General features: G+C 67.8%; 20 protein-coding genes. 9 read left to right on the top strand and 11 right to left on the bottom strand.

Annotated features, from left to right (window positions below; translation table 11 throughout):
* Positions 1 to 143: 143 nt before the first annotated feature.
* Together D7X55_RS02485 and D7X55_RS42805 are read right to left on the bottom strand one after the other, a co-directional pair.
* Positions 144 to 1,019, bottom strand: coding sequence for a hypothetical protein (locus tag D7X55_RS02485; RefSeq protein ID WP_120547053.1), 876 nt, complete (start codon positions 1,017 to 1,019; stop codon positions 144 to 146).
* Between the two features lie 130 nt (positions 1,020 to 1,149).
* Entirely contained in the window at positions 1,150 to 1,512 is a 363-nt protein-coding gene (locus D7X55_RS42805) for a hypothetical protein (RefSeq protein ID WP_147470007.1), read from the bottom strand.
* Between the two features lie 81 nt (positions 1,513 to 1,593).
* Between D7X55_RS42805 and D7X55_RS02475 the strand changes: the two genes are divergently transcribed.
* A complete protein-coding gene (locus tag D7X55_RS02475) occupies positions 1,594 to 2,337 on the top strand; it encodes a hypothetical protein (protein ID WP_147442657.1) in 744 nt (247 codons plus the stop codon).
* Positions 2,338 to 2,404: 67 nt separating this feature from the next.
* On the opposite strand, the gene D7X55_RS02470 is transcribed toward D7X55_RS02475, so the two are convergent.
* On the bottom strand, positions 2,405 to 3,142 hold the full coding sequence (locus D7X55_RS02470) for a MerR family transcriptional regulator (protein WP_120547056.1): 738 nt from the start codon (positions 3,140 to 3,142) through the stop codon (positions 2,405 to 2,407).
* 345 nt (positions 3,143 to 3,487) lie between these two features.
* Here D7X55_RS02470 and rsgA point away from each other — a divergent pair, with 345 nt between their 5' ends.
* Positions 3,488 to 4,579 (top strand): ribosome small subunit-dependent GTPase A, encoded by a 1,092-nt coding sequence (gene rsgA, locus D7X55_RS02465; protein WP_121722106.1) that lies wholly within the window; start codon positions 3,488 to 3,490, stop codon positions 4,577 to 4,579.
* Between the two features lie 52 nt (positions 4,580 to 4,631).
* Here rsgA and D7X55_RS02460 read toward each other — a convergent pair whose 3' ends face one another.
* A complete protein-coding gene (locus D7X55_RS02460; RefSeq protein WP_121722105.1) occupies positions 4,632 to 5,180 on the bottom strand; it encodes a hypothetical protein in 549 nt (182 codons plus the stop codon).
* Positions 5,181 to 5,270: 90 nt separating this feature from the next.
* Positions 5,271 to 5,876, bottom strand: a complete 606-nt coding sequence (locus D7X55_RS02455) for a TetR/AcrR family transcriptional regulator (RefSeq protein WP_233609492.1) — start codon at positions 5,874 to 5,876, stop codon at positions 5,271 to 5,273.
* Positions 5,877 to 5,982: 106 nt separating this feature from the next.
* Between D7X55_RS02455 and D7X55_RS02450 the strand changes: the two genes are divergently transcribed.
* Positions 5,983 to 6,732, top strand: coding sequence for an SDR family NAD(P)-dependent oxidoreductase (locus tag D7X55_RS02450; RefSeq protein WP_121722104.1), 750 nt, complete (start codon positions 5,983 to 5,985; stop codon positions 6,730 to 6,732).
* A 15-nt stretch (positions 6,733 to 6,747) separates the two neighbouring features.
* Here the strand turns inward: D7X55_RS02450 and D7X55_RS02445 are convergent, their stop codons facing one another.
* Positions 6,748 to 6,978 (bottom strand): hypothetical protein, encoded by a 231-nt coding sequence (locus tag D7X55_RS02445; protein WP_120547061.1) that lies wholly within the window; start codon positions 6,976 to 6,978, stop codon positions 6,748 to 6,750.
* Positions 6,979 to 7,007: 29 nt separating this feature from the next.
* The gene (locus D7X55_RS02440; RefSeq protein WP_121722103.1) at positions 7,008 to 7,850 is read right to left on the bottom strand and encodes a 2-oxo acid dehydrogenase subunit E2; all 843 of its coding nucleotides are present in this window, start codon (positions 7,848 to 7,850) and stop codon (positions 7,008 to 7,010) included.
* 75 nt (positions 7,851 to 7,925) lie between these two features.
* Here D7X55_RS02440 and D7X55_RS02435 point away from each other — a divergent pair, with 75 nt between their 5' ends.
* Positions 7,926 to 8,852 carry a DUF1684 domain-containing protein gene (locus D7X55_RS02435; protein ID WP_121722102.1) on the top strand — a complete coding sequence of 309 codons (927 nt, stop codon included), beginning with the start codon at positions 7,926 to 7,928 and terminating at the stop codon, positions 8,850 to 8,852.
* Between the two features lie 8 nt (positions 8,853 to 8,860).
* Here D7X55_RS02435 and D7X55_RS44430 read toward each other — a convergent pair whose 3' ends face one another.
* Together D7X55_RS44430 and D7X55_RS02425 are read right to left on the bottom strand one after the other, a co-directional pair.
* Entirely contained in the window at positions 8,861 to 9,760 is a 900-nt protein-coding gene (locus D7X55_RS44430) for a hypothetical protein (protein ID WP_121722101.1), read from the bottom strand.
* A gap of 412 nt (positions 9,761 to 10,172) precedes the next feature.
* The gene (locus D7X55_RS02425; RefSeq protein ID WP_120547064.1) at positions 10,173 to 10,751 is read right to left on the bottom strand and encodes a type 1 glutamine amidotransferase domain-containing protein; all 579 of its coding nucleotides are present in this window, start codon (positions 10,749 to 10,751) and stop codon (positions 10,173 to 10,175) included.
* A 166-nt stretch (positions 10,752 to 10,917) separates the two neighbouring features.
* Between D7X55_RS02425 and D7X55_RS02420 the strand changes: the two genes are divergently transcribed.
* Positions 10,918 to 12,099, top strand: a complete 1,182-nt coding sequence (locus tag D7X55_RS02420; RefSeq protein WP_121722100.1) for a sorbosone dehydrogenase family protein — start codon at positions 10,918 to 10,920, stop codon at positions 12,097 to 12,099.
* On the opposite strand, the gene D7X55_RS02415 is transcribed toward D7X55_RS02420, so the two are convergent.
* The gene (locus D7X55_RS02415; RefSeq protein WP_121722099.1) at positions 12,096 to 12,899 is read right to left on the bottom strand and encodes an ABC transporter permease; all 804 of its coding nucleotides are present in this window, start codon (positions 12,897 to 12,899) and stop codon (positions 12,096 to 12,098) included. The genes D7X55_RS02420 and D7X55_RS02415 overlap by 4 nt on opposite strands.
* Complete coding sequence (locus D7X55_RS02410; protein WP_121722098.1) at positions 12,896 to 13,666, bottom strand: ABC transporter ATP-binding protein; 771 nt, start codon at positions 13,664 to 13,666, stop codon at positions 12,896 to 12,898. Before D7X55_RS02410 ends, D7X55_RS02415 begins: the two co-directional genes overlap by 4 nt.
* Before the next feature lie 115 nt (positions 13,667 to 13,781).
* On the opposite strand from D7X55_RS02410, the gene D7X55_RS02405 reads away from it, so the two are divergent.
* From D7X55_RS02405 to D7X55_RS02395, 4 genes are all read left to right on the top strand, one after another.
* Positions 13,782 to 15,371: a sodium:proton antiporter gene (locus D7X55_RS02405; protein ID WP_120547114.1), complete on the top strand. Its 1,590-nt coding sequence runs from the start codon at positions 13,782 to 13,784 to the stop codon at positions 15,369 to 15,371.
* Complete coding sequence (locus D7X55_RS02400) at positions 15,368 to 16,504, top strand: cyclic nucleotide-binding domain-containing protein (RefSeq protein WP_120547068.1); 1,137 nt, start codon at positions 15,368 to 15,370, stop codon at positions 16,502 to 16,504. The genes D7X55_RS02405 and D7X55_RS02400 overlap by 4 nt, the downstream gene beginning before the upstream one ends.
* A gap of 224 nt (positions 16,505 to 16,728) precedes the next feature.
* Positions 16,729 to 19,656 carry a hypothetical protein gene (locus tag D7X55_RS42800; protein ID WP_147470006.1) on the top strand — a complete coding sequence of 976 codons (2,928 nt, stop codon included), beginning with the start codon at positions 16,729 to 16,731 and terminating at the stop codon, positions 19,654 to 19,656.
* Between the two features lie 427 nt (positions 19,657 to 20,083).
* Positions 20,084 to 20,611 (top strand): hypothetical protein, encoded by a 528-nt coding sequence (locus D7X55_RS02395; protein WP_121722097.1) that lies wholly within the window; start codon positions 20,084 to 20,086, stop codon positions 20,609 to 20,611.
* Positions 20,612 to 20,621: the final 10 nt, after the last annotated feature.

Raw genomic sequence — 20,621 nt, 5'->3', positions numbered from 1 at the left:
GCGGGTTTGTCGAATGTAAAGCCGGGGTGGAGAGGCCCTGGGTGTCAGGCACTGAACGTCGTGCCCGCACGTGAACCCCACCAACCCCGGAAGCCCCGGTTCAGCGAGTCACCGGCCCAGGGCGGAACCTCCCCATAACAGGTTCAAGGGGGTGAGGCGGTGCACGGGAAGCCATCACACCCCTGCACGTACAGCGCCCGCCCCGAGAGCCTTCGGGCAGGCGTGCGCGTGCGAGCAGGCACGGTCTCACGGGCGCCGGTGCGGACATCGAAGCGCAGCGAGGACGGCCCGCCACAGGCCAGCAGGACCTGATCCGCGGTGTCGAGCCACCACAGGAACTCCACGGTGCACGGGGCTTCCGCGCGCACGAGCTCCAGGGTGCGGGCGTCGTAGACGATGACGCCGCCGCCCCACTCCACCGCCGCCAGCACGCCGCCGGGGCCGATGGACAGACGGCCTCCAGGCCCTGGCAGCTGGGTCTGGGCCAGCACCTTGCCGTCCGGCGCGATGGAGACGAGCAGCCCGGTGGCATCCAGGGCGAGGACCCCGCCCGCGTGGCCGATCAGCCACTCCGGCGGAGCGATGTCGCCCACCGGCTGGAGCGCGCCGTCGCGCTCGCGCAGCAGGTGGCCTCCGGCGGCGGCCCACAGGCGGCGCTCGCCGTCGAAGGCGAGCGCGGTGGCGCCGGCGATCTCCAGGCGCGAGTGCGAACCGTCCTCGCCGCAGATGGCAATGACGCGGGGCCCGAACACCGCGGCGCGCGAAGCATCCGGCGCCACGGCCCAGCCCAGCCGCGTGGCCCCTTCCAGCTGCCGCGCCAGACAGTCATTGAGCGCGCCCAGGTGCGCGTCCCCGGCGGGTGAGGCGATGAGGTACGGCAGGCTGGTGGTGGAGACGTAGAGCAGCAGGCCCAGGCCCGCGGCGATGACGAGCGTGAGCGGCCAGGCACGGGCGCTCACGCTTCGCGCCAGGCGCATGCTCTTGCGGCCCGCGGCCAGATGCCCTTCCCGTCCGCTCACGCACGCGCCTCCCTGGACCGGAGGACAGCACAGAAATGGCGCGAAGACCGCTCGGCGCGTCACGAATGCCCGCCTGCTGGACACCCCGCAGCTGGCCCATGCCCTGCAATCCGTGGAGGGCATGCCTTTCTCATGGCGTTTCCGTCGGCGGATGCGGCTCGTGGGCCTCGGACTGTGCGTGCCCGGCCTCATGTTCGTGGGGCTCCTGGCCGCGCTGGAGCGTGTTCGAGCCGGACGCCTCCATGACGGTGGAGCCCGTGTGGCCCTGGACCGCCGTGACGACCGTCGCACGCGTCCTCACGTCGAAGCCTGGCGACAGACAATGGCGTTCTGGATGGACGCTCGGCGCGAACATCCCGAGTGCTTCGTGGATCAACTCCAGCCGCGCCGGGACGGTTTGCTGCGCCGCATGCGTGAAGCCGGCGCGCGTGCGTGCAACCCCTGCCCCGGGTGCTTCGTCCCATGAATGACCTGCGAGCTGCCGGCCTGCCATGTGCCGGGTGGATCCAAAGGGTTGCCCTGTCCGCTGAAGCACACAGCTTTAGGCCTCCAGCGACGGGAAAGGGTTCCAGACATGCGACGCTCCATCGGCACTGCGGCACTGGCTTTCAGCTTCCTCCTCTCCACCAGCGCGTTTGCCCAGCAGGTAGGCGACGGGTCGAGCCCCGGGACGACCCCTGGCTCCTCGGGCGGCTCGCCCGAGATGATCAACAGCGGGCAGACGGGCTCCGCCAACTCCACCGGCACGGTCTCTCCTGGCACCACCAACTCCACGGGCGTGGAGACGGGTAACACCGCCACCGGCACGGGCGGATCTGGCTCCGGCGTGACGACGACCCCGGGCACCACCGGCACCGGCACCACCGGCGGCAGCACTTCCGGCACCGGCGGCACCGGGACCAGCGGCATCGGCACGGGCTCCGGCACCACCGGCTCCAGCTCGGACACCTTCGGCACCGGGAGCACCGCGCCGTCCACCGGCACGAGCACCGGCACCTACGGTGGGTCCGGCACCAACACGGGCACCGTGGACGGTGACAACTCCGGTAGCTCCGGCACGATTGGCGGCTCGGGCAGCACCGGTACCATTGGCGGCTCGGGCACCGGCACCACGGGCTCCACCGCTCCCGGCACCGAGTCCAACGGCTCGACCGTCATCAACCCGGGCGGCACCGGCACGGGCGGCACCAGCGGCACGACCGGCACGGGCGGCGTCGGCGGCACCGGCACCAGCGGCTCCGGCGGCACCATGGGCGGCGTCGGCGGCACCGGCACCAGCGGCTCCAATGGGTCGTCCGCGGGCACCATCGGCCAGTAGCCTGGATGCCTTCCGATGACAGCCACGGCCGCCAGTCCTTCACTGGCGGCCGTCGCCGTGTCTGGCTTTACTTCGGCGCGTCCAGACAGGCCATGGCCCGGCCCACGTACTCCATGAGCTGGGGGTCACGGCCCTGGCGCTGCGCCACCTGCGGCTCCTGCTGGTGCAGCGTCTGGAGCGACCTCTCGATGCCGGGGTTGCCGCCCGTGAAGGCGCGGACCAGCTCGCGCCAGCGCGTGGCCAGGGCTCGCACCGGCTCGGACGCGGGGTCGGCGCCCTGCTCCATCTGCTCGCGCATGCTCGCGATGAGGCGGGGCCACTCGGCCTCCACTTCCTTGATGGCGTCGTCGCCCATCGCCTGGCGGCGGGCCTCCAGTTCCTTCAGCTGCTCCGGGGTGTAGTACTTCTCGAACATGGTCATGGCCTCGATGGTCTGTAGGAAGTCGTCGGCGGAGACGGGCTCCGCCGCTCTCAGCTGCCGTGCGAGGGAATCCAGGCGGTCGCAGAGCTGACGCTGTTCCGCCAGCTGCTCCCGGGCCCGCTGGAGCCGCAGCTCCACCACGCGCAGGGCGGAGAAGTCCGCCCGGCCCAGCGTCTCGGAAATCTCCTCCAGCGAGAACCCGAGCTGCTTGAGCGACAGGATGTGACTCAGGCGGGCGATGTCCGCCGCCGTGTACAGCCGGTGCCCCGACTCCGTGTGCGCCGAGGGCTTGAGCAGTCCAATCTCGTCGTAGTGGTGCAGCGCGCGGATGGACAGCCCCGTGCGCCGGGCCAGCTCTCCCACCTTCAGCTCCGTGTGCTGCATGCCTCACCCCTTTCCAGCCACGTGTCTTCCGCGTGACTGGATGTGATGGGTACAACCTCACGTTGCGTGAGGTTCAAGTGGGAAAACGCACGCAGGAGTTGCTAGGGTCCTTGGGTACGCGAACGGCGATGACCGCCGGTGGTGACGCGCACCCTTGAGGAGACCTGTCCTGATGACTCCGCCCCTTGTCGTCGCGGCCCTGTCCGCCACGCGGGCGCTCATCCGCTGAGCCGGTCGTAGCAGCACCGTCGTCCGTCGCAGCGCGAGCCCTGCTTCCTTTTCCGCCCGGCGCCCCGGAGTACCCTCCCGCGCGCCCGTGGCATCGCTCTGCCCGGAGTTCCTCAAGTGTCACTCGAAATCCTCGGTTGGGGTCCCGACCTCGACGTCTCCCTGTCGTCACTCGTCTCGCAGTCGTCATCCAACAACCTCGTCCCCGGGCGCGTCGTGCGTCAGCAGCGGGGACTGCTCACCGTGCAGACCGCTGGCGCGGCCTTCCTCGCGCGCGCCTCGGGACGCCTCCTCCATCAGGCCCAGGGCGTGGAAGCCCTGCCCACCGTGGGCGACTGGGTCCTCTTGCAACCGCCCGCGTCCGGTGACGGCGAGGCGCTGATGCACGCCGTGCTCCCCCGCCGCAGCCTCCTGAAGCGGCGCGAGGCGGGCAGCGAACACGACGCCCAGCTCATCGCCGCGAACGTGGACGTGGTGTTCCTCGTCACCGGACTGGATGGCAACTTCAACCCCCGCCGCATCGAGCGCGCCCTCACGGTCGCCTGGAACAGCGGCGCCACGCCCGTCGTGCTCCTCAGCAAGGCGGACCTCGCGGACGACGCGGCCGCACGCGTCCTGGAGGTGGAGGCCCTGTCCCCCGGCGTGGACGTGCTCGCGGTGAGCGCACGCACGGGCCTGGGCGTGGAGGAGGTGCGCGCGCGGCTTCCTCCCGGCAAGACGGGCGTGCTGCTGGGCTCGTCCGGCGTGGGCAAGTCCACGCTCACCAACCGGCTGTTGGACGACGCACGGCTCGCCACCCAGCCCGTGCTGGCGGAGGGCGACCGGGGCCAGCACACCACCACGCACCGTGAGCTGTTCGTGCTGGAGCACGGCGGCCTCATCATCGACGGGCCCGGCATGCGCGAGCTGGGCCTGTGGGGCGACGATGACGAGGGATTGGCCCAGGCCTTCGCGGACGTGCTCACGCTGGCCGCCGGGTGCCGCTTCAACGACTGCGGCCACCAGCGTGAACCGGGCTGCGCGGTGCGGGCGGCGGTGGAGGACGGCACGCTCTCCGAGGAGCGGCGCGCGAGCTTCGAGAAGCTCCAGCGCGAGCAGGCCTTCCAGCGCCGTCAGACGGACGCCGTCGCGCAGCGGGAGCACAAGCGGCTGGAGCGGAACCGGTCCAAGGAGGGGCCGGCGCGGGCGCGCTTGAAGCGCGGCGAATAGACAGACATCCCGGGCGCGGCGCGTGAAGGGCCGCGCCGCGTCCGGGCGTATTTCAGAGACCGGGGCTCGACTCCGGGACGGAGCCGGGCGGCGGCAGTGGCGGCGGGGTCGGGGTCTCGGGCATCGGGACCTCGCCCTCCTCCGGCGCGCGGACCGGCGTCTCCGAGCCCGGGCCCTCACCCAAATCGTGGCGCGGATTGACGTTCTGGGACCCCGACGCGCAGGAGTAGGCCACGGTGCGCGAGCCCACCAGCAGCGTGGGCACCAGCAGGCCAATGGCGGCGCAGTTGCCCAGCTCCTCGTCGGTCCGGTTGCTGCCCCCGCACACCGCGGACCCGATGAAGGCTCCCGCCACCGCGAGGCCCGCCTGGATGAGGAAGTCGCTCGGCGTCGCCCGGCTCTGGGCCCACGCGATGCCGTTCTTGCACTCGCTGCCCGGGGGGCTGGACACGGGCACCAGGCCCGCCGCCGTGAACCACTGCCGGTCCTGATGGACCTTGGGCTCCGGCCGCAGGTTCGTGACGATGCTCGTCCGATAGCAGCCCGTCTGCCCCAGCAGCAGCGCCGCCAGGGACGCCGCCACCGCATGTGCCTTCCGCATTGATGCCCCCATCCCGGTGAGTGACCGCGCGCACCCGCGTTCAGGCCCCGTGCCTAGCCTGAACGCGGGGGTCACCGGAAGAGGGCGGCGCTAACGGCGGCGCTTCGCCGCGACAGGCAGCCCTTCGAACGCGGTCTCCACCATGCCTCGCAGCGTGGCTTCATCCATGCCTGCCTTGCCCACGGCCTCCAGCCCCCGCTGGACGGCGAGCAGCATGGCGCCCAGCTTGCGCGGATCCGCGTGGGGCGCGAGGTCCCCGTGCGCCCGGGCCTGCTCCAGGCAGCGCACGAACGCGTCCTCCAGCGCCCGGAAGGTCTCCAGGGCCCGGTCCGCCACCTGGGCGTCCTGCGCCGCCAGCTCCGACGTGCCGCGCGACAGCAGACACCCCCGCCGGTTCGCGGGCGCCGCGGACCCGGTGGCGATGCCCAGCAGGTGCTGACGCAGCCGCTCCAGCGCCCCGGCGTCCGGCCCCTCCAGCGCCTTCTTCACCGACTCCACGGAGCCCACGCAGTACGCGTCGAACACCTTCAGGAAGAGCTGATGCTTGTCGCCAAAGGCGCCGTAGAGGCTGCCCTTGCCCAGCCCCGTGGCCTGCATCAGGTCATCCATGGACGTCGCCGCGTACCCCTTGTTCCAGAACTGGTCGCGCGCCGCCCGCAGCACCTGCGCTTCATCGAATGTCCGAGGCCGAGCCATACCCGGAAAATAAAAGTTATTGACCGCTCGGTCCACCATTCTTAGATATGGACCATAAAGTCCATAACTCCTCGCCAGGGCGGGGGCGGACCAAGGGAGCGGCACCATGGGCAGGCTCGACGGGAAGGTCGCGGTCGTCACGGGTGGAACCACGGGCATCGGCTTCGCGACGGCGAAGCGCTTCGCGCAGGAGGGGGCGAAGGTGTTCCTCATGAGCCGCCGGCAGGCGGAGGTGGACCGGGCGGTGCAGGAGATTGGCCACGGCGTGGTGGGCGTGCGCGGGGACGTGTCCGTGATGGCGGACCTGGACCGGTTCTACGCGCGGGTGAAGGAGGACGCGGGGCACGTGGACGTGGTGTTCGCCAACGCGGGCCTGGGCGAGTTCGTGGCGCTGGACGCCATCACGGAGGCGCACTTCGACAAGACGTTCAACGTCAACGTGAAGGGCACGCTGTTCACGGTGCAGAAGGCGCTGCCGCTCTTGAAGGACGGCGGCTCGGTCATCCTGACGGGCTCCACGGCGGGCTCGGACGGCTCGGCGGCGTTCAGCGTCTACGCGGCGACGAAGGCGGCCGTGCGCTCGTTCGCGCGCACCTGGGCCACGGACCTGAAGGGGCGGCGCATCCGGGTGAACACGCTCAGCCCGGGCCCCATCGACACGCCGGGACTCAACGGGCTGGTGGCCGGCGCGTTGGGGGAGAAGCAGATCAAGGACGACCTCACCAGCCTCATCCCGCTGGGCCGCATGGGGCAGCCGGACGAGGTGGCGAAGGCGGCGCTGTTCCTCGCCTCGGACGACAGCAGCTTCGTCAACGGCGCGGAGCTCTTCGTGGATGGTGGCGCCGGGCAGGTCTGAAGCGGCGCGGGTGTCTCAGTCCGCCTTGCCGTCCGGGTTGGACGCGGCCAGCTTGCGCAGCTTCGCGGCGAAGGGGCTCTCGCCGTTCACCGGCAGCGGGCCACCGGCCATGCGCTGACGGCGGTCCATGGCGAGGGGGCCTTCAGGGGGGCCCTCCAGGGCTTCCTTCTCGAAGCGGTCCTGGCCGCTCAGCACGCGCCCCACGGGACGCGAACCACCGACGCGACGAAAGGGATCCACGGACATGGTGCCGACCTCCGGATGACACCCCGGTTCTACCGCGCTTCGGCCCCGGGTGCATCCCACCCGCTGGGGTCCTCCAGCGCGCCGCCGATGTGCCGCAGCACCCGGGCGGCCAGGTCCACGTCGATGAGGCGCGCGTCCCACGTGCAGGTCAGCGTCATGGCCTTGCCCGGCACCAGCGCGCCGCCCTCCACCACCGGGACGTCCCGCACCAGCCCGGGCGCCAGCAAGAGCGGCACGCGCGTGTAGGGCACCATCGCCACGAAGCCCCGCTCCAACCCCAGCGAGCCCAGGTTCGTCACCGCCACGGAGCCGAACGGGTCGAACGGCATCCCCACCTTGCGCAGGTCCACGTTCAGGCCGTACCAGACGAAGGACAACAGCCGCAGCGCGGGGCCCATCAACCATCCGGGCAACAGCGACGAGCGGCGCTTGCCCCGTTCAATCTCCACGTCCTCGCGCGCGCGGACCCGCGACACCCGCGACTCCATGGCGTCCGCCAGGTCCTCCAGCGACCTCTGGTCCGCGCGGTGCACGGTGGCGGTGGTCAGGTCCACGCGCGACGCGCCGCTCGCCGGCTGCACCACCAGCACGCAGACGCCCACGTCCTCGCGCAGCCAGGGACGCTGGCCGCGCAGCACGACATTGGCCTCCGGGTAGCGGCCGAGCGCGTCCGCCGCGGCCTTCGCCACCAGGTGCGTCACCGTCAGCCGGCGGCCGGTGCGCGTGCGGTGCGTGGCCATGAAGGCGAGCGCCGGCTCCATGCGGACCTCCAGCGACGCATAGGCGGTGGGGTCCCTGGGCGCGCGCCACGTCCCCAGCGCGAGCTTGCGCAGGGCACTGGCCGGGGGCGCGGAGTGGAGGTCCAGGTTCATGGAAGGTTTCTCAAGCCTTTGCACGGAGGGCCGGCCGCGCGCAACCCGGCCGGGCTCCTGCTAGACATTGGCCGCATGAGCACCCTCGCCCTGGTCCTGTCCCTGGCCCTGCAGGCCTCGCCGCCCGCGAAGCCGCTGCCGAAACCCGCCGCGCAGGCCGCGCCCAGGAAGGCCCCCGCGGAGGACGTCGCCGCCGCCACCCAGGCGTGGCACGCCGAGCGGCTGCAGCGCCTGACGTCGCCGGACGGCTGGCTCACGCTGGTGGGGCTCACCTGGCTGAAGGAGGGCGAGCAGACGGCCGGCTCCGCGCCCGGCAGCGCGGTGGTCCTGCCCGCGCCGGCGCCGTCCAGGGCGGGCACCTTCGTGCGCAAGGGTGACAGCGTGAGCTTCCAGCCCGCGCCCGGAGCGGCCTTCACGCTGGAGGGCAAGCCCTTCACGGGGGGGGCGCTGAAGACAGACGAAAAAGGCGCGCCGGACGTGCTGCGCCTGGGCAGCGTGAACTTCCAGGTCATCCGCCGCCAGGAACGGCTGGGCGTGCGCGTGAAGGATTCAGAGGCCGCCGCGCGCAAGCAGTTCCACGGCATCCCGCTGTATCCCGCCAGCGCGGACTGGAAGGTGGAGGCGCGGCTGGTGCCGGATGAAAAGCCGCGCATGCTCAGCGTGCCCACGGTGCTGGGCTACTCGGAGGAGATGAAGTCCGCCGGCACGCTCGTCTTCACGGTGGCGGGCAAGGAGTACCGGCTGATGCCCGTGGCGGAGGACGGCTCGGACGAGCTGTTCATCATCTTCGGCGATGAGACGAACCGCGACGCCACCTATGGCGCGGGCCGCTTCCTCGAAGCGCCGCTGCCGGACAAGGACGGGCGCGTCGTGCTGGACTTCAACCGCGCCTACAATCCGCCGTGCGCCTTCACGCGCTTCGCCACCTGCCCGCTGCCTCCGCGCGGCAACCGCCTGGCCGTGCGCGTGGAGGCCGGTGAGAAGCGCGCGGGAGACCACTGAGCCCGGCCTCAGAGCTGGATGGTCTTCTCCACGTCCGCCATGCGGAAGCGCGCCATGGCCAGGTTCGAGTTCGCGCGGTGCAGCGCGATGTAGAGGAACAGGCCCTCGCGCGCCGCGAGCGGGCGGATGATGTGGTACTGCTCGCCCAGGGTGATGAGCATGTCCTCGATGCGGTCCTTGATGCCCAGGGCCTTCATCGTCTTCAGCTTGGCGCGCATCACCTCGGTGTTGCCCGCGGCCGCCGCCTCGACGTTGAACGTCGCGTTGCCGCCCACGCTGCCCAGGGTCATCCCGCTGTTGGCATCCGCGAGACAGACCGCGAACGCTCCCTCAATCTTCATCGCCTCTTCCAGCGCCTGCTTCACGTTCGCCATGACTTCACCTTCCAGTAGGACGGGGGGACCCGAGGGGGACTGCGACTGCGTAAGGGCAGGCTGCGGTTGCATCGTGTCGGCGGTGAGCTCCGCCAGCTCGAACGTCAGCTGGCTGGAGTAGGAGCGGGGCTGCGGGACGAAGAGGGCCTGCGCCTCCGTCAGCCCGAAGAGCGTGTCCAGCTGCCCGCGCACGTGGTGGCAGAGCAGGTCGCGCAGCGTGTCGCGCGGCACCAGGCCCCACGACACCAGCGTCTCGCAGAAGTTGCCGCCGCTCTTGCGGCACTCCGCCATCACCTGCTCGACGTCCTCGCGGCTCACCAGCTTCGCGTCGATGAGCGCCGTGGAGAAGCTGCGCGCGCCCGGGCCGGTGAGCACCGTCCACGCCACCTTGTGCTCCACCACGAAGATGCGGCCGGAGACCGTGGCGGACTTCACCACCACCTCGCCGCCCATCTTGCTTTCCAGCGCTTCGTTCAGCACGGCCCGGACGACCTGACGGGGCGGGGACACCACGGTACGGGGGGCCGGATTCATGGGGGAGTCCACAGAGACCGTCCGTGATAGCGCAGTCCGTCAAGGGGGCGTTGCGCTCCTGATGATAAGCAATGGAGCTGCATAATAGCAACTCAGCTGTAAAATTCAGGGAATGAATGACTCCCCTGGGGTTGGTGAAACCCCGTACAGACGTCTGAGTGTCTTGTACCGGAGGCCCAAAGACAACGGAACAATTCCAGAGGAGCAAAAACCCGACGCATGCTCCAGACAACGCAATGCGGCGGACGGATGACGGGTCCGCTCGCCAACAGTTTCCCTCTGGGGACGGGGGCAGGCAGGCGCCGCCAGGCGGCGGAAATCCGTTCTGACGCGGCGCACGTAGAGGCCCCAGGGCGCCTGGAGCACCCTGGGGCCTGGGTCCTGTTGGACCATGTTTCGCCTGGGTGTTGGCTCAGTGCACTGGCGGTGCGCGGTCCGCGGCCGCTTCGGGGGCCAGAGGTGACTCCAGACGTGGGGCGATGCCGTCCTTCAGCTGGCGCAGGAGGGCGGCGCAGAAGGCGTCCAGGTCGTCCGGCTTGCGGGACGTGATGAGGTTGCCGTCCTCCACCACCTGGCGATCCACCCAGCGTGCGCCAGCGTTGATGAGGTCCGTCTTGATGGAGGGGAACGACGTGACGGTGCGCTCGTCCGCGATGTCCGCCTCCACCAGCATCCACGGTGCGTGGCAGACGGCGGCGATGGGCTTGTCCGCCTTGAAGAAGTCGCGCACGAAGCCGACCATGGAGATGTCCATGCGCAGGTGGTCCGGCGAATAGCCGCCGGGGATGACCAGCGCGGCGAAGTCCGCGGCCTTCAGCTCCTTCACGGCCTTCTCCGTGCGGATTTCGGCGCCCTTCTTCCCCTTGAGCGTCTTGCCCGCCTCCACGCCGATGACGACGGGCTCGTGGCCCGCCTGCTTGAGCTTGTCGTAGGGGACCTGGAACTCGGAGTCCTCGAAGTCGTTGGCCACGATGAATGCGATGCGCGCCATGGAACTGCCTCCCGCCTGGGCGTTGGTGTCGTTGAACCCGCCCGAGCAAGGTGCCCACGACAGGGGCCGCGACAACGCCGTCCGGCACCGTCTCCCGGTCGGGAATGCGCTCGCCTGCCCCCCTTCCGGGTCGGTAGGCCCCGTTCACCAACGCTAGATTGTCCGCATGCGCTCCCGCCGCCTGCTCCTGTCCGCCCTCGTGGTGCTCACCGCCTCCGCCTCCGGCTGCCGCAGGAGCCAGGCGCAGGGCACGGCCTCCGCCGCGGACTGCGTCCTGATGGAGGACGGCTGGGGCCAGGACGGCAGCGCGCCCGTCACCGTGGACGTGGTGGCCGAAGGGCTGGAGGTCCCCTGGGGCGTGGCCTTCCTGCCGGGCACGCCAGGCTCGGCCGCCGACGCGCTCATCACCGAGCGGCCCGGCCGCGTGCGCCTGCTGCGTGGAGGCCAGCTGCAGCCGGGCGCCGTGGCCACGCTGCCCCTGACGGCCAACGGGGAAGGAGGCCTCCTGGGCATCGCCGCGCACCCGGACTTCGCGACGAACCGCTGGTTCTACCTGTACGTCACCACCCAGGCGGACGGGAAGGCGCAGAACCGGGTGGAGCGATGGACGCTGTCGCCGGACGGCACGAGCGCGACCTTCGAGCGCGTCATCTACGGCGGCATCCCGTCCGCGAAGTACCACGACGGCGGGCGGCTGCGCTTCGGGCCGGACGGCATGCTGTACGTGGGCACGGGCGATTCGCGCGACCCGGACCTGTCCCAGGACGTGATGAACCCCGCGGGCAAGCTGCTGCGCCTGACGCCGGACGGCGCGGTGCCCCAGGACAACCCCTTTCCCAACTCACCCGCGTTCCTCACGGGCGTGCGCAACACGCAAGGCTTTGACTGGAAGGACGCCACCACGCTGTACGTCACCGACCACGGCCCCAGCGGTGAGACGATGCGCTTTGGCCACGACGAGGTGAACGTGGTGAAGGCGGGCGACAACCTGGGCTGGCCCGGCATCTATTCGTGCGAGACGCAGGCCGGGCGCATCACCCCGTCGCTCACCTTCGACGACGCGGCCCCCCCGGGCGGCGCCGCAGTCTACACGGGCAGCGCCATCCCGGAGTGGACGGGGTCGCTGCTGGTGGGGACGCTCAAGTCCAAGCACCTGCACCGGGTGGAGTTCGATGCGAACGAGCCCCGGCGCGTGGCGAAGCACGAGGTGTACCTGCGCGACACCTGGGGCCGCCTGCGCGACGTGCTGATGGGCCCCGACGGCCACCTGTACGTCACCACCAGCAACTGCGACGGCCGGGGCGAGTGCGGCCCGAAAAAGGACCTGCTCCTGCGCGTGCGGCGCTAACTCACGCTCTCCGCGCTGTAGCGGGCCAGCAGGCCCGTGCGCACCGCGTAGCGGTAGACGCGCTGGAAGACCCAGGCCGCCAGCACGATGTCCAGGAGCGCCAGCGCGAAGCCCCACCCGAGCGTGGCGCCGGAGAACTCGCCGCCGGCCACCAGCGTGCGCACGCCCTCGAAGACGTAGGACGGGGGCAACAGCTTCGCCACCCACTGCATCCACTCCGGCAGCGTGGACAGCGGATAGAAGACGCCCACGAACGGGGACAGCAGGCTGGGGATGGGCCAGACGAACCACTCCGACGCGGGCCCCAACCTCAAGACCATCGCGCTGCTCAGGATGCCCAGCGCGATGCCGAAGAGGAACAGCACCATCACGAAGGGGATGAACAGCGCTCCGTACGCGGCGAAGGACAGGCCGAACACCGTGGTGGACAACAGCAGCATGACGACGAGGCCAATGGCGCTGGTGGCGATGCTCGTCACCACCAGGCCGCCCACGTACTCCGGCAGCGTGAGCGGCGTGGCGAAGACGTTGAGGAAGTTGCGCGACCAGACGTCCTCGAAGAAGCCCGTGGTGAGCCCCTGCATCACGCGCGCGAAGAAGTCCCAGAGCAGCACCGCGCCCAGCAGCGCCGGCACGAAGTCGTAGCCGGAGGAGGCCACCTCGTTGAGGTACCGGGTCATGAAGCCCCACAGCACCATGTCCACGGCCACCCAGGCGAACAGCGGAACCACGCGCGCGAAGTTGCCCCTGTAGAGATAGAACTGGCGCAGCGCGATGCCCGCGACGTGGTCCAGGTTCATGGCGCTTCGCTCCTCTCCAGCGACAGCGGTTCGTTGGCCACGGCGATGAACAGCTCCTCCAGCGTGGCCTTGCCGTGCTCTCGGGGCAGCGTCCTGGGGTCTCCCTCCAGCAGCACCCGGCCGCGCGCCAGGAAGAGGACGCGGTCGCAGACGGACTCCACCTCGTACATGTTGTGGGACGTCCACAGCACGCTGCTGTCGCCCTGCGCGGCGAAGGCCTTGATGCGGGTGCGGATGTCCAGCGCGGTGGCCGGGTCCAGCGACGCGGTGGGCTCGTCCAGCAGGAGCAGGCGGGGCTCGTTGAGCATGGCCTTGGCCAGGGACACGCGCGTCTGCTCGCCAGAGGACAGCACGCCGCACTTGGTGTCGCGGAAGCGCTTCAGGTCGTACTGCTCCAGCAGGGACTCGATGCGGGCGGACAGCCCCTTCACGCCGTAGATGAGGCCGAAGACGCGCAGGTTCTGCGCCACGGTGAGGTTGCCGGGCAGGGGCGAGTAGACGGCGGCGAAGTTGGTGCGGGACAGGGCCTTGACCCGCTGGGTCTCCAGGTCCGTGCCCTCGATGGCGATGGTGCCGGAGGTGGGCTGGAGCACGCCCAGGAGCATGTTGATGGTGGTGCTCTTGCCCGCGCCGTTGGGTCCCAACAGCCCCACGATTTCGTTTCGGCGCACATGGAAGGAGATGCCATCCACGGCCGCCCGGCCGCCGTACGTCTTGCGCAGGGCCGTGACGGAGAGCACCAGGGTGTCCAGCGAGCCGGATTTCATCAGGGCCGCTGCTGTACCACGCGGACCTCCGGCGACGAAAAGCGGACGGTGGCCGTGCACGGTCCGCATGAATCTGGAAAACTTCGCGCCCTCCCTTGGTCCCAGTGGAGTCGCCGTGCTGCTGGAAGTACCTATTTTAATTGGCTTGATGGTGGCGGCCATCGCGCTTGCCATCGCCGCCAAGCGGGCCAGCGTGCCGTACAACGTCGCGCTGGTGCTTGGTGGCTTGCTCATCTCCGTCGCACACCTGCTGCCGGGCGTGCCCCCGCTCAACCCGCAGGTGGTCTTCCTCATCTGCCTTCCCCTGCTGCTCTTCGAGGGCGGCATCATGGCGGACCTCAATGGCATCCGCGCGAACGCGGTCCCCATTGGCCTGCTGTCCACGCTGGGGATGGTGCTGGCCATTGGCGCCACCGGCGCCTCGCTGCACTGGATGCTGCACCTGGCGTGGGGGCCCGCGCTGCTGCTCGGCTCCATCCTCGCGGTGACGGACACGGTGTCCATCCTCTACGCGTTCCGCCGCGCGCCGGTGCCCGGGCGGCTGGCGGGCATCATCCAGGGCGAGAGCCTCTTCAACGACGGCACCGCGCTGGTGGCGTACACGGCCATCGCGGCGGTGGTGGCGGGCGGCGCGGCGCCCTCGCTGGGCTCCTTGAGCGGCCACGTGCTGCTCGCGTCGATAGGCGGCGCGGTGGTGGGCCTGGCGCTGGGCCTGCTGGGCGGCTTCATCATCCGGCGCGCGGAGGATCCGCTCGCGGAGATCATGGTGACGACGGCGGTGGCGCTGGCGTCCTACGTGATGGCGGAAGAGGTGCACCTGTCGGGCGCCATCTCCGCGGTGGTGGCGGGCCTGGCGGTGGGCGTGACGCTGCGGCGGGAGGTGCCGCCGCAGAGCCAGGTGGCCATCCACTCCTTCTGGGAGTACGCCACCTTCGGCGTCAACACGTTCCTCTTCCTCTCCGTGGGCCTGGACACGCGGCCGGAGGCGCTCCAGGGGCACCTGCCGGGCGTGGGCATGGCGGTGGTCGCGGTGGTGGTGGGGCGCGCGGTGGCCATCTACCTGCCCTTCCTGCTGTTGCGCATGTTCAAGCCCGCGGAGTCCATCCCGCTGCGCTGGCAGCACGTGTTCCTGCTGGGCAACATCAAGGGCGCGCTGTCCATTGGTCTGGCGCTGGGTCTTCCGGAGTCCACGCCCGCGCGCGAACAGATTGTCTCCATCGCGTTCGGCGTCACGCTGGTGTCCATGGTGGGCCAGGGGTTGATGCTCACGGGCGCGCTCAAGGCGCTGGGGCTGTTCCAGCAGGACGCGGTGGCGCTGGAGATGGCGGAGCAGCGCGGCAAGCTCATCGCCAGCCGCGCGGCGCACGTGGAGCTGGAGGCCCTGCATACGCAGGGGCTGTTGCCGCGCGCGGCCTATGAGCACCTGCGCAGCGAGTACCAGGTGAACATCGCCCGGGCGGAGCGGGAGCTGCGGCGCATCAGCGAGCAGCACCTGGCGGAAGGGGCGAAGGACCTCTTGAGCACGCGCAGGCGGCTCATCGACGCGGAGCGCACGGCGTTGCAGGGCGCCCGGCGCAACGGGCTGATTCCGGAGGCGACGGCGGAGGAGATGCTGGCGCACCTGGACGCGCGGATGTTGGACCTGGAGAAGGTGCTGCACGGCGGCCACGCGAACATGGAAGGCAAGGAGCAGAAGGCGTCATGAGGATCGTCATCGCGGGGGGAGGACGGGTGGGCGGCGCGCTGGCGGCGCGGCTCGTGTCGGAGCAGCACACGGTGACGGTCATCGAACGCGACGCGGGCATCTGCGCGCGCCTCTTCGACGAGGTGGGCGTGGTGACGGTGTGCGGGGATGCCACCAACCCGCGCGTGCTGGAGGCGGCGGGCATCGGGACCGCGGACGTGGCGGCGGCGGTGCTGGCGCACGACCCGGCGAACCTGGCGTTCGCCATGCTGGTGCGCTCCACGTCCAGCGCGCGCCTGATGGTGCGGATGCTGGACACGAGCTACCGCGACGCGTACCGGCTGGCCGGCGTGAAGGAGCTGGTCGCGGAGGCGGACGTGGTGGTCTCCAAGATGACCACCGCCATCGACTTCCCGCAGGTGTCCGGGTCGCTGCCGCTCAGCAGCGGTGATGCGCTCCTGTTCGAGCTGGCCATTCCCGTGCGCGCCCGGGTGGCGGGGCAGACGGTGGCGCAGGTGCGCGGCATGGAGGGCTTTCCTCGCGAGTGCATCTTCATCGCGATGGTGGATCCGCAGGGCCACACCGCGCTGCCGGAGGGCAACACGCAGCTGAAGGCCGGCCACAACGTCATCCTCGTGGCGCGCCGCACGCAGGTGGCGAAGGCGGTGGAGTTCCTCACGTCGGAGCCGCCGCTGGGCGCGGGCGTGGCGTCGTCGCTGGCGACGACCCTGCGCAAGCTGGACTTCCTGGCACCCCTGAGTGACGGAGAGCTGGAGGCGGTGGCGCGCGGCGCGGAGCTGCTCCAGACGCCCGCGGGCACGGAGCTGTTCCGCCAGGGCGACGCGGGCGAGACGTTCTACGTGGTCATCTCCGGCGAGGTGGCGATGAAGGACGCCTCGCGGCAGACGATGGCCACGGTGAAGCAGGGCGGCTTCTTCGGAGAGCTGGCCCTGCTCACGGGCGAGCCTCGCAACGCCACCGCCGTCACGTCCACGCCGTGCGAGCTGGCCGCCGTGGGCCGCGAGGACTTCCGCGGCGTGATGATGGCCAATCCCGCCGTCGCGCTGGAGATGAGCCGCATCCTGGGCCAGCGGCTGTCACGACTGGGCGGACAGGCGCAGCCGGCGAAGAAGCGCGGCCTGTTCGGCCGGTAATAATACTTGGTCATTTCCCTCCGATCTCCAGCTGCATCCCAAGGGAAGACTTCCTCGTGGAAGATCCGAAGTGACCAATTCGTACCAACAGTCAGCACGGTCCCTAGTCCAGCAAGGCGCACAGCCGGGAGACCTGCAAGCGGTCCTCTCCCGTCGGCTCTAGATCTCAACCACGCCTCACTCTCCATAGAACCCCTGTTTGTCCTATGGTCTAAAACTCCAAGATGGCCACTCCAGACCAAATCGCTGATTACGTGCGGTTCCAGTTAGCCCAGCTATCGGCAAAGAACGGCCACCATGAATTCGAGCACTTGTGCCGACATTTGGCACGAGGCGCTATCTGTCCTCATATTCTTCCAGCGACGGGCCCAGTGTCTTCGGGTGGAGACCAAGGCCGAGACTTCGAGACTTTTCGTACCTTCCTGCAATCAGCCGGGAAACATGCGACAGGATTTCTCGGCACCGACGGGAATATCAGGATCGCATTTATCTGTACTTTGGAGCGCGAACTTCCATTGAAGGTGAAGTCTGATCTAAAGCGGATCCGAGACTCTGGATTCCCAGGCAGTCTAGTTTATTGCTTCTCTCCGCATGATCTCCCGGTCGCGAAGCGTAACAAGCTGAAGACAACCGCAGCAGAGAATTTCGGCATCGATTTGGAAATTTTCGATGGCCAAGCCATTTCCGAACTGCTCGCACAACGGAAGCACTTTTGGATTGCCGCTCGCTACTTGAGCATTCCGTCGGAGATTCTGCCCGAGGTCTCCAGCGACGCCCCTGACTGGTATCGGAAGCTCCTTAAGCACGAAACAGAGGAGTCAGAGGCGCTGACCTTCGCGAACTTCATCGAACTGAAGCAGGCGGCACGCTACGCCACTTATAATGAGGAGGTCCGCGCGGACATTCTCATTTGGCGAGCCCGCCTGGAGCGGTACCTGTCTGCCGACCAGCCGGCCTCTTTGCAGCGGAAGGTGAGGTACGAGCTCTCCGTGGCAAGTATCCGAGGACTTGGCGCCGCCGATGACTGTGTCGGCCATATCGAAGCATTCTTCACAGCGGCCACATCATCCGCCGACCTCGTCGACATTGACGACGCAGTCCTCCTTCTCGCTTATTGCCACGGCGGTGTTCTCGCAGGAGCACTGCATATCGATGAGATTAAGCTGTCCACCTGGGCGGCCAGCCTCCAATCTGAGATTGAGCGGCGACTAGCAAGTACACGCTCCGAGAATGACCGGTGTCTTCTCCTCCAGAACCGAGGCGATTTGTGCCTGCGAGTCACGCACGGCATGGACCTCCCCGCCAAGTTCGATGAGGCGGTCCGATGGTGGCTCCAGTTTGCAGCGCACCTGCCCAAGGCGCCGCTCTTTCCCTTGGACCGCTTTTCAGAAGTTCTCACGGCCTGCGCAGAGCACGTGTCCGACCTCAACGCCTACTCGAAGCTGACGGAAATTATCGACCGTGAGGTCAGCCTACGACACGGCAAGGCCGTTGGTGCAAACCGTTGCTATCAGCGCGCACTGGTGTCGGCGAAGGCAGGACGCATCCGGATGGCTCTGCGTGATTTGCACCGGGCGAAAATTGACTGGTTCGCCCATGGAACGCTCGGCGCGTCTGTTCTCGCGATGCGACTGATCGCCGACTGCTATTTGCAGCTACGACTTCCTGCGGCCGCAAAGTACTACGCGCTCGCTGCTACAATTTTGGCAGCGACCGCAAAGGATGATGCCGTCGCCCAACTGCTTCCAGCATCGCTCTTGAAGGTGACCGAAGCCGACTACGCGCAAGGCGCTTGGTTCTCTCACGGAGCGCTTATGCCTCTGGTCGTATCGACTCACACCGCGCTCCGGCACGAGCCCGGAGATCTGGACATTCATGGCGACATGGCCGCCTGCGTCCAGCGCTTCGCAACGATTATTGCGTGTAGCGTTGGGGCCGACTCACGTTGCAGCAAGGCTCTTTGGGAATTCGCCGAAGCGGCGGGGCTCGCAAGCTACATCAAGGGTTCTCTCGCTAGATATATGAACGAGTGGAACGGAAAGTCCGACGATGCGCTGCGCAAGTCGCTGCAAGAGGATTTGACTTCAGGGGCATTCGGCGACACGGGGCACACACGGACGATCAAGTGGGCAGCCCTCGGCGTGACGTGGAGTCTTCAATTCAGTAACACACGTGAAGCTTCATGTGCAGCGGAGGGTTTGGCGAGCACGCTTCAAATGGTCCTCGCAGAGTTCTCGGACTACGAGATGTACATTTTGCCTACCACTGCGACCATCTTTGCTGAGTTGGCTGGGACAGAAACTCCCGAAGTGGAGCGACTTTCGGGCACTGATGCGAACCACTGGCGGGTCCAAATCCCAAAGGTAACGCCTTCAAGGCCCGAAGGATACTTGGCTTCTGATGTTTTCGCCTTGGCAGTGCAAATACTTGGAGAACTAGCTCTCCTTCCCCGCGCCGATTTCCTGAAGTTACTCGACTCATCCTTCCGCGACGGCATTACCGGGAAAGTGTTCGTAGCAAGTCCCTTTAGCAACCTGTTTTTATCCCTGTACACGCCAGATATCTTCGCGGAAGAGGAGCGACGCTCCTTCTGCGCTCCAGACGCACGATTGGATGTTCCTCCCACATCCTCGGTTGAACTGAGTTGGCGGAGCGCAAGAATCGAGAAGATTAGAGGTGAGACCCTGCAAGACCGTCTCCATAGCAGATACACTACATATACGAGGGTCCTTAGCAGGACGCTTCCAAGACTGCGACGCGAGCCGACATTCGTGCGCGTTATCGAGGAACTGAGGCGTCGCGGATGGCTCGACTGGCACATTCTTGCGGCAGTCTTTTCTATCACCCATAACTATCGGCGTACACAGACTGAAGAAATTGCCCTCTTAACGGGTCAGCAACTACGGCAATTCGCTTCCGCCATGCTCAACAGCCCTGAGCCTGAAGACGCCCCCGAGGTCCCGCTTCAACTCCTCTGCTCATACGAAGAACTTGAGGAGCACCGAAAGCTCAATATGACTGCGATACTTGACGCCATGGGTCTCCAACTCGCACCTGGCATGCAGGACATGAATGCCATTGAGCAATTCCTCTCTGTGCGCACTGGCTACTGGAATGAAGACAGCGCGCATGAGGATCCATTCACTTGCTAGTTTGACTCAGCGCTCAAGGGCCCGAACCGGCTGGATTGGAGCCGCGTTTCAAGGCAATACTTCGCCAGCCTATTGGCGACTGAGACGCGCACGAGTGCGAAGCCACCTTCGAGATGGTGATGAAGGACGGCGTCAGACAGACGGTGGCTGCGGTGAAGCAGGCGACTTTCGGGAGAATTGGCCCTGCTCACGAGCGAACTGCGCAATTTTAGCGCCACTTTGCGCGAAGTGGCTACGTTGGGACGCAAGGACTTCCGCAGCCTGAGGATGGCCACTCTTGCTGTAGCGCTAGAGGTAACCCGTATCCTGATCAACGACTGTCCCGCGTGGATAGACAAGCACAGCTAGAGAGGGACGCGGACAGTTCAGCCGACAGCGACAAAACCAACACTCACAACGCAAGCTCACCATCCCGCCCAGGACAGAAATGAACATCATTATCGACTGGCAGAAACCCATCCTGCTCTCCAAGAACAAGCTTGAGAAGTACACGGCTACCGACCTTGAGAGCATTGAGGAGAGGGCAGGCGTCTACTACTTCGCTCGGAGGTTTGGCGAAAGCTCCACCCCCTTCTACATCGGCGAAACGCTCAACCTACGGAATCGACTAAAGAACCACCTTGATTCCGCACGAATTTCGGATGTGCTCCGCGGCATTGAAAACCCCAAGCATGCACGTATCGCTCAAGGCGCTCGCTACTTCCATTACGGCTATCTCGTAAGCAACGCCAAAGCCAAGAAGAAGCGCCTTCGTATCGTCCAGAAGCACCTCATCGACGAAGCAATCTCAAAAGAACTCACCCTGTTGAACAAGCACGGCACTGTTGTGCTCACCGATACGATCGAGTTCCAGGGTAGCAGTGAGGGACGCGGCATCTACGCCAAGTCAGCCATCGTCGAGAAGCAACGGCCCACAACGCCGGCGAAGGGGCGCAAAACTCGCATCAAGCGCTGAGCGATTGAAT

This window comes from Corallococcus sp. AB049A, assembly GCF_003668885.1.
Classification (GTDB): Bacteria; Myxococcota; Myxococcia; order Myxococcales; family Myxococcaceae; genus Corallococcus; species Corallococcus interemptor.
Note: the sequence above shows the minus strand (reverse complement) of the source record. Positions and strands in the feature narration are given on the sequence as shown.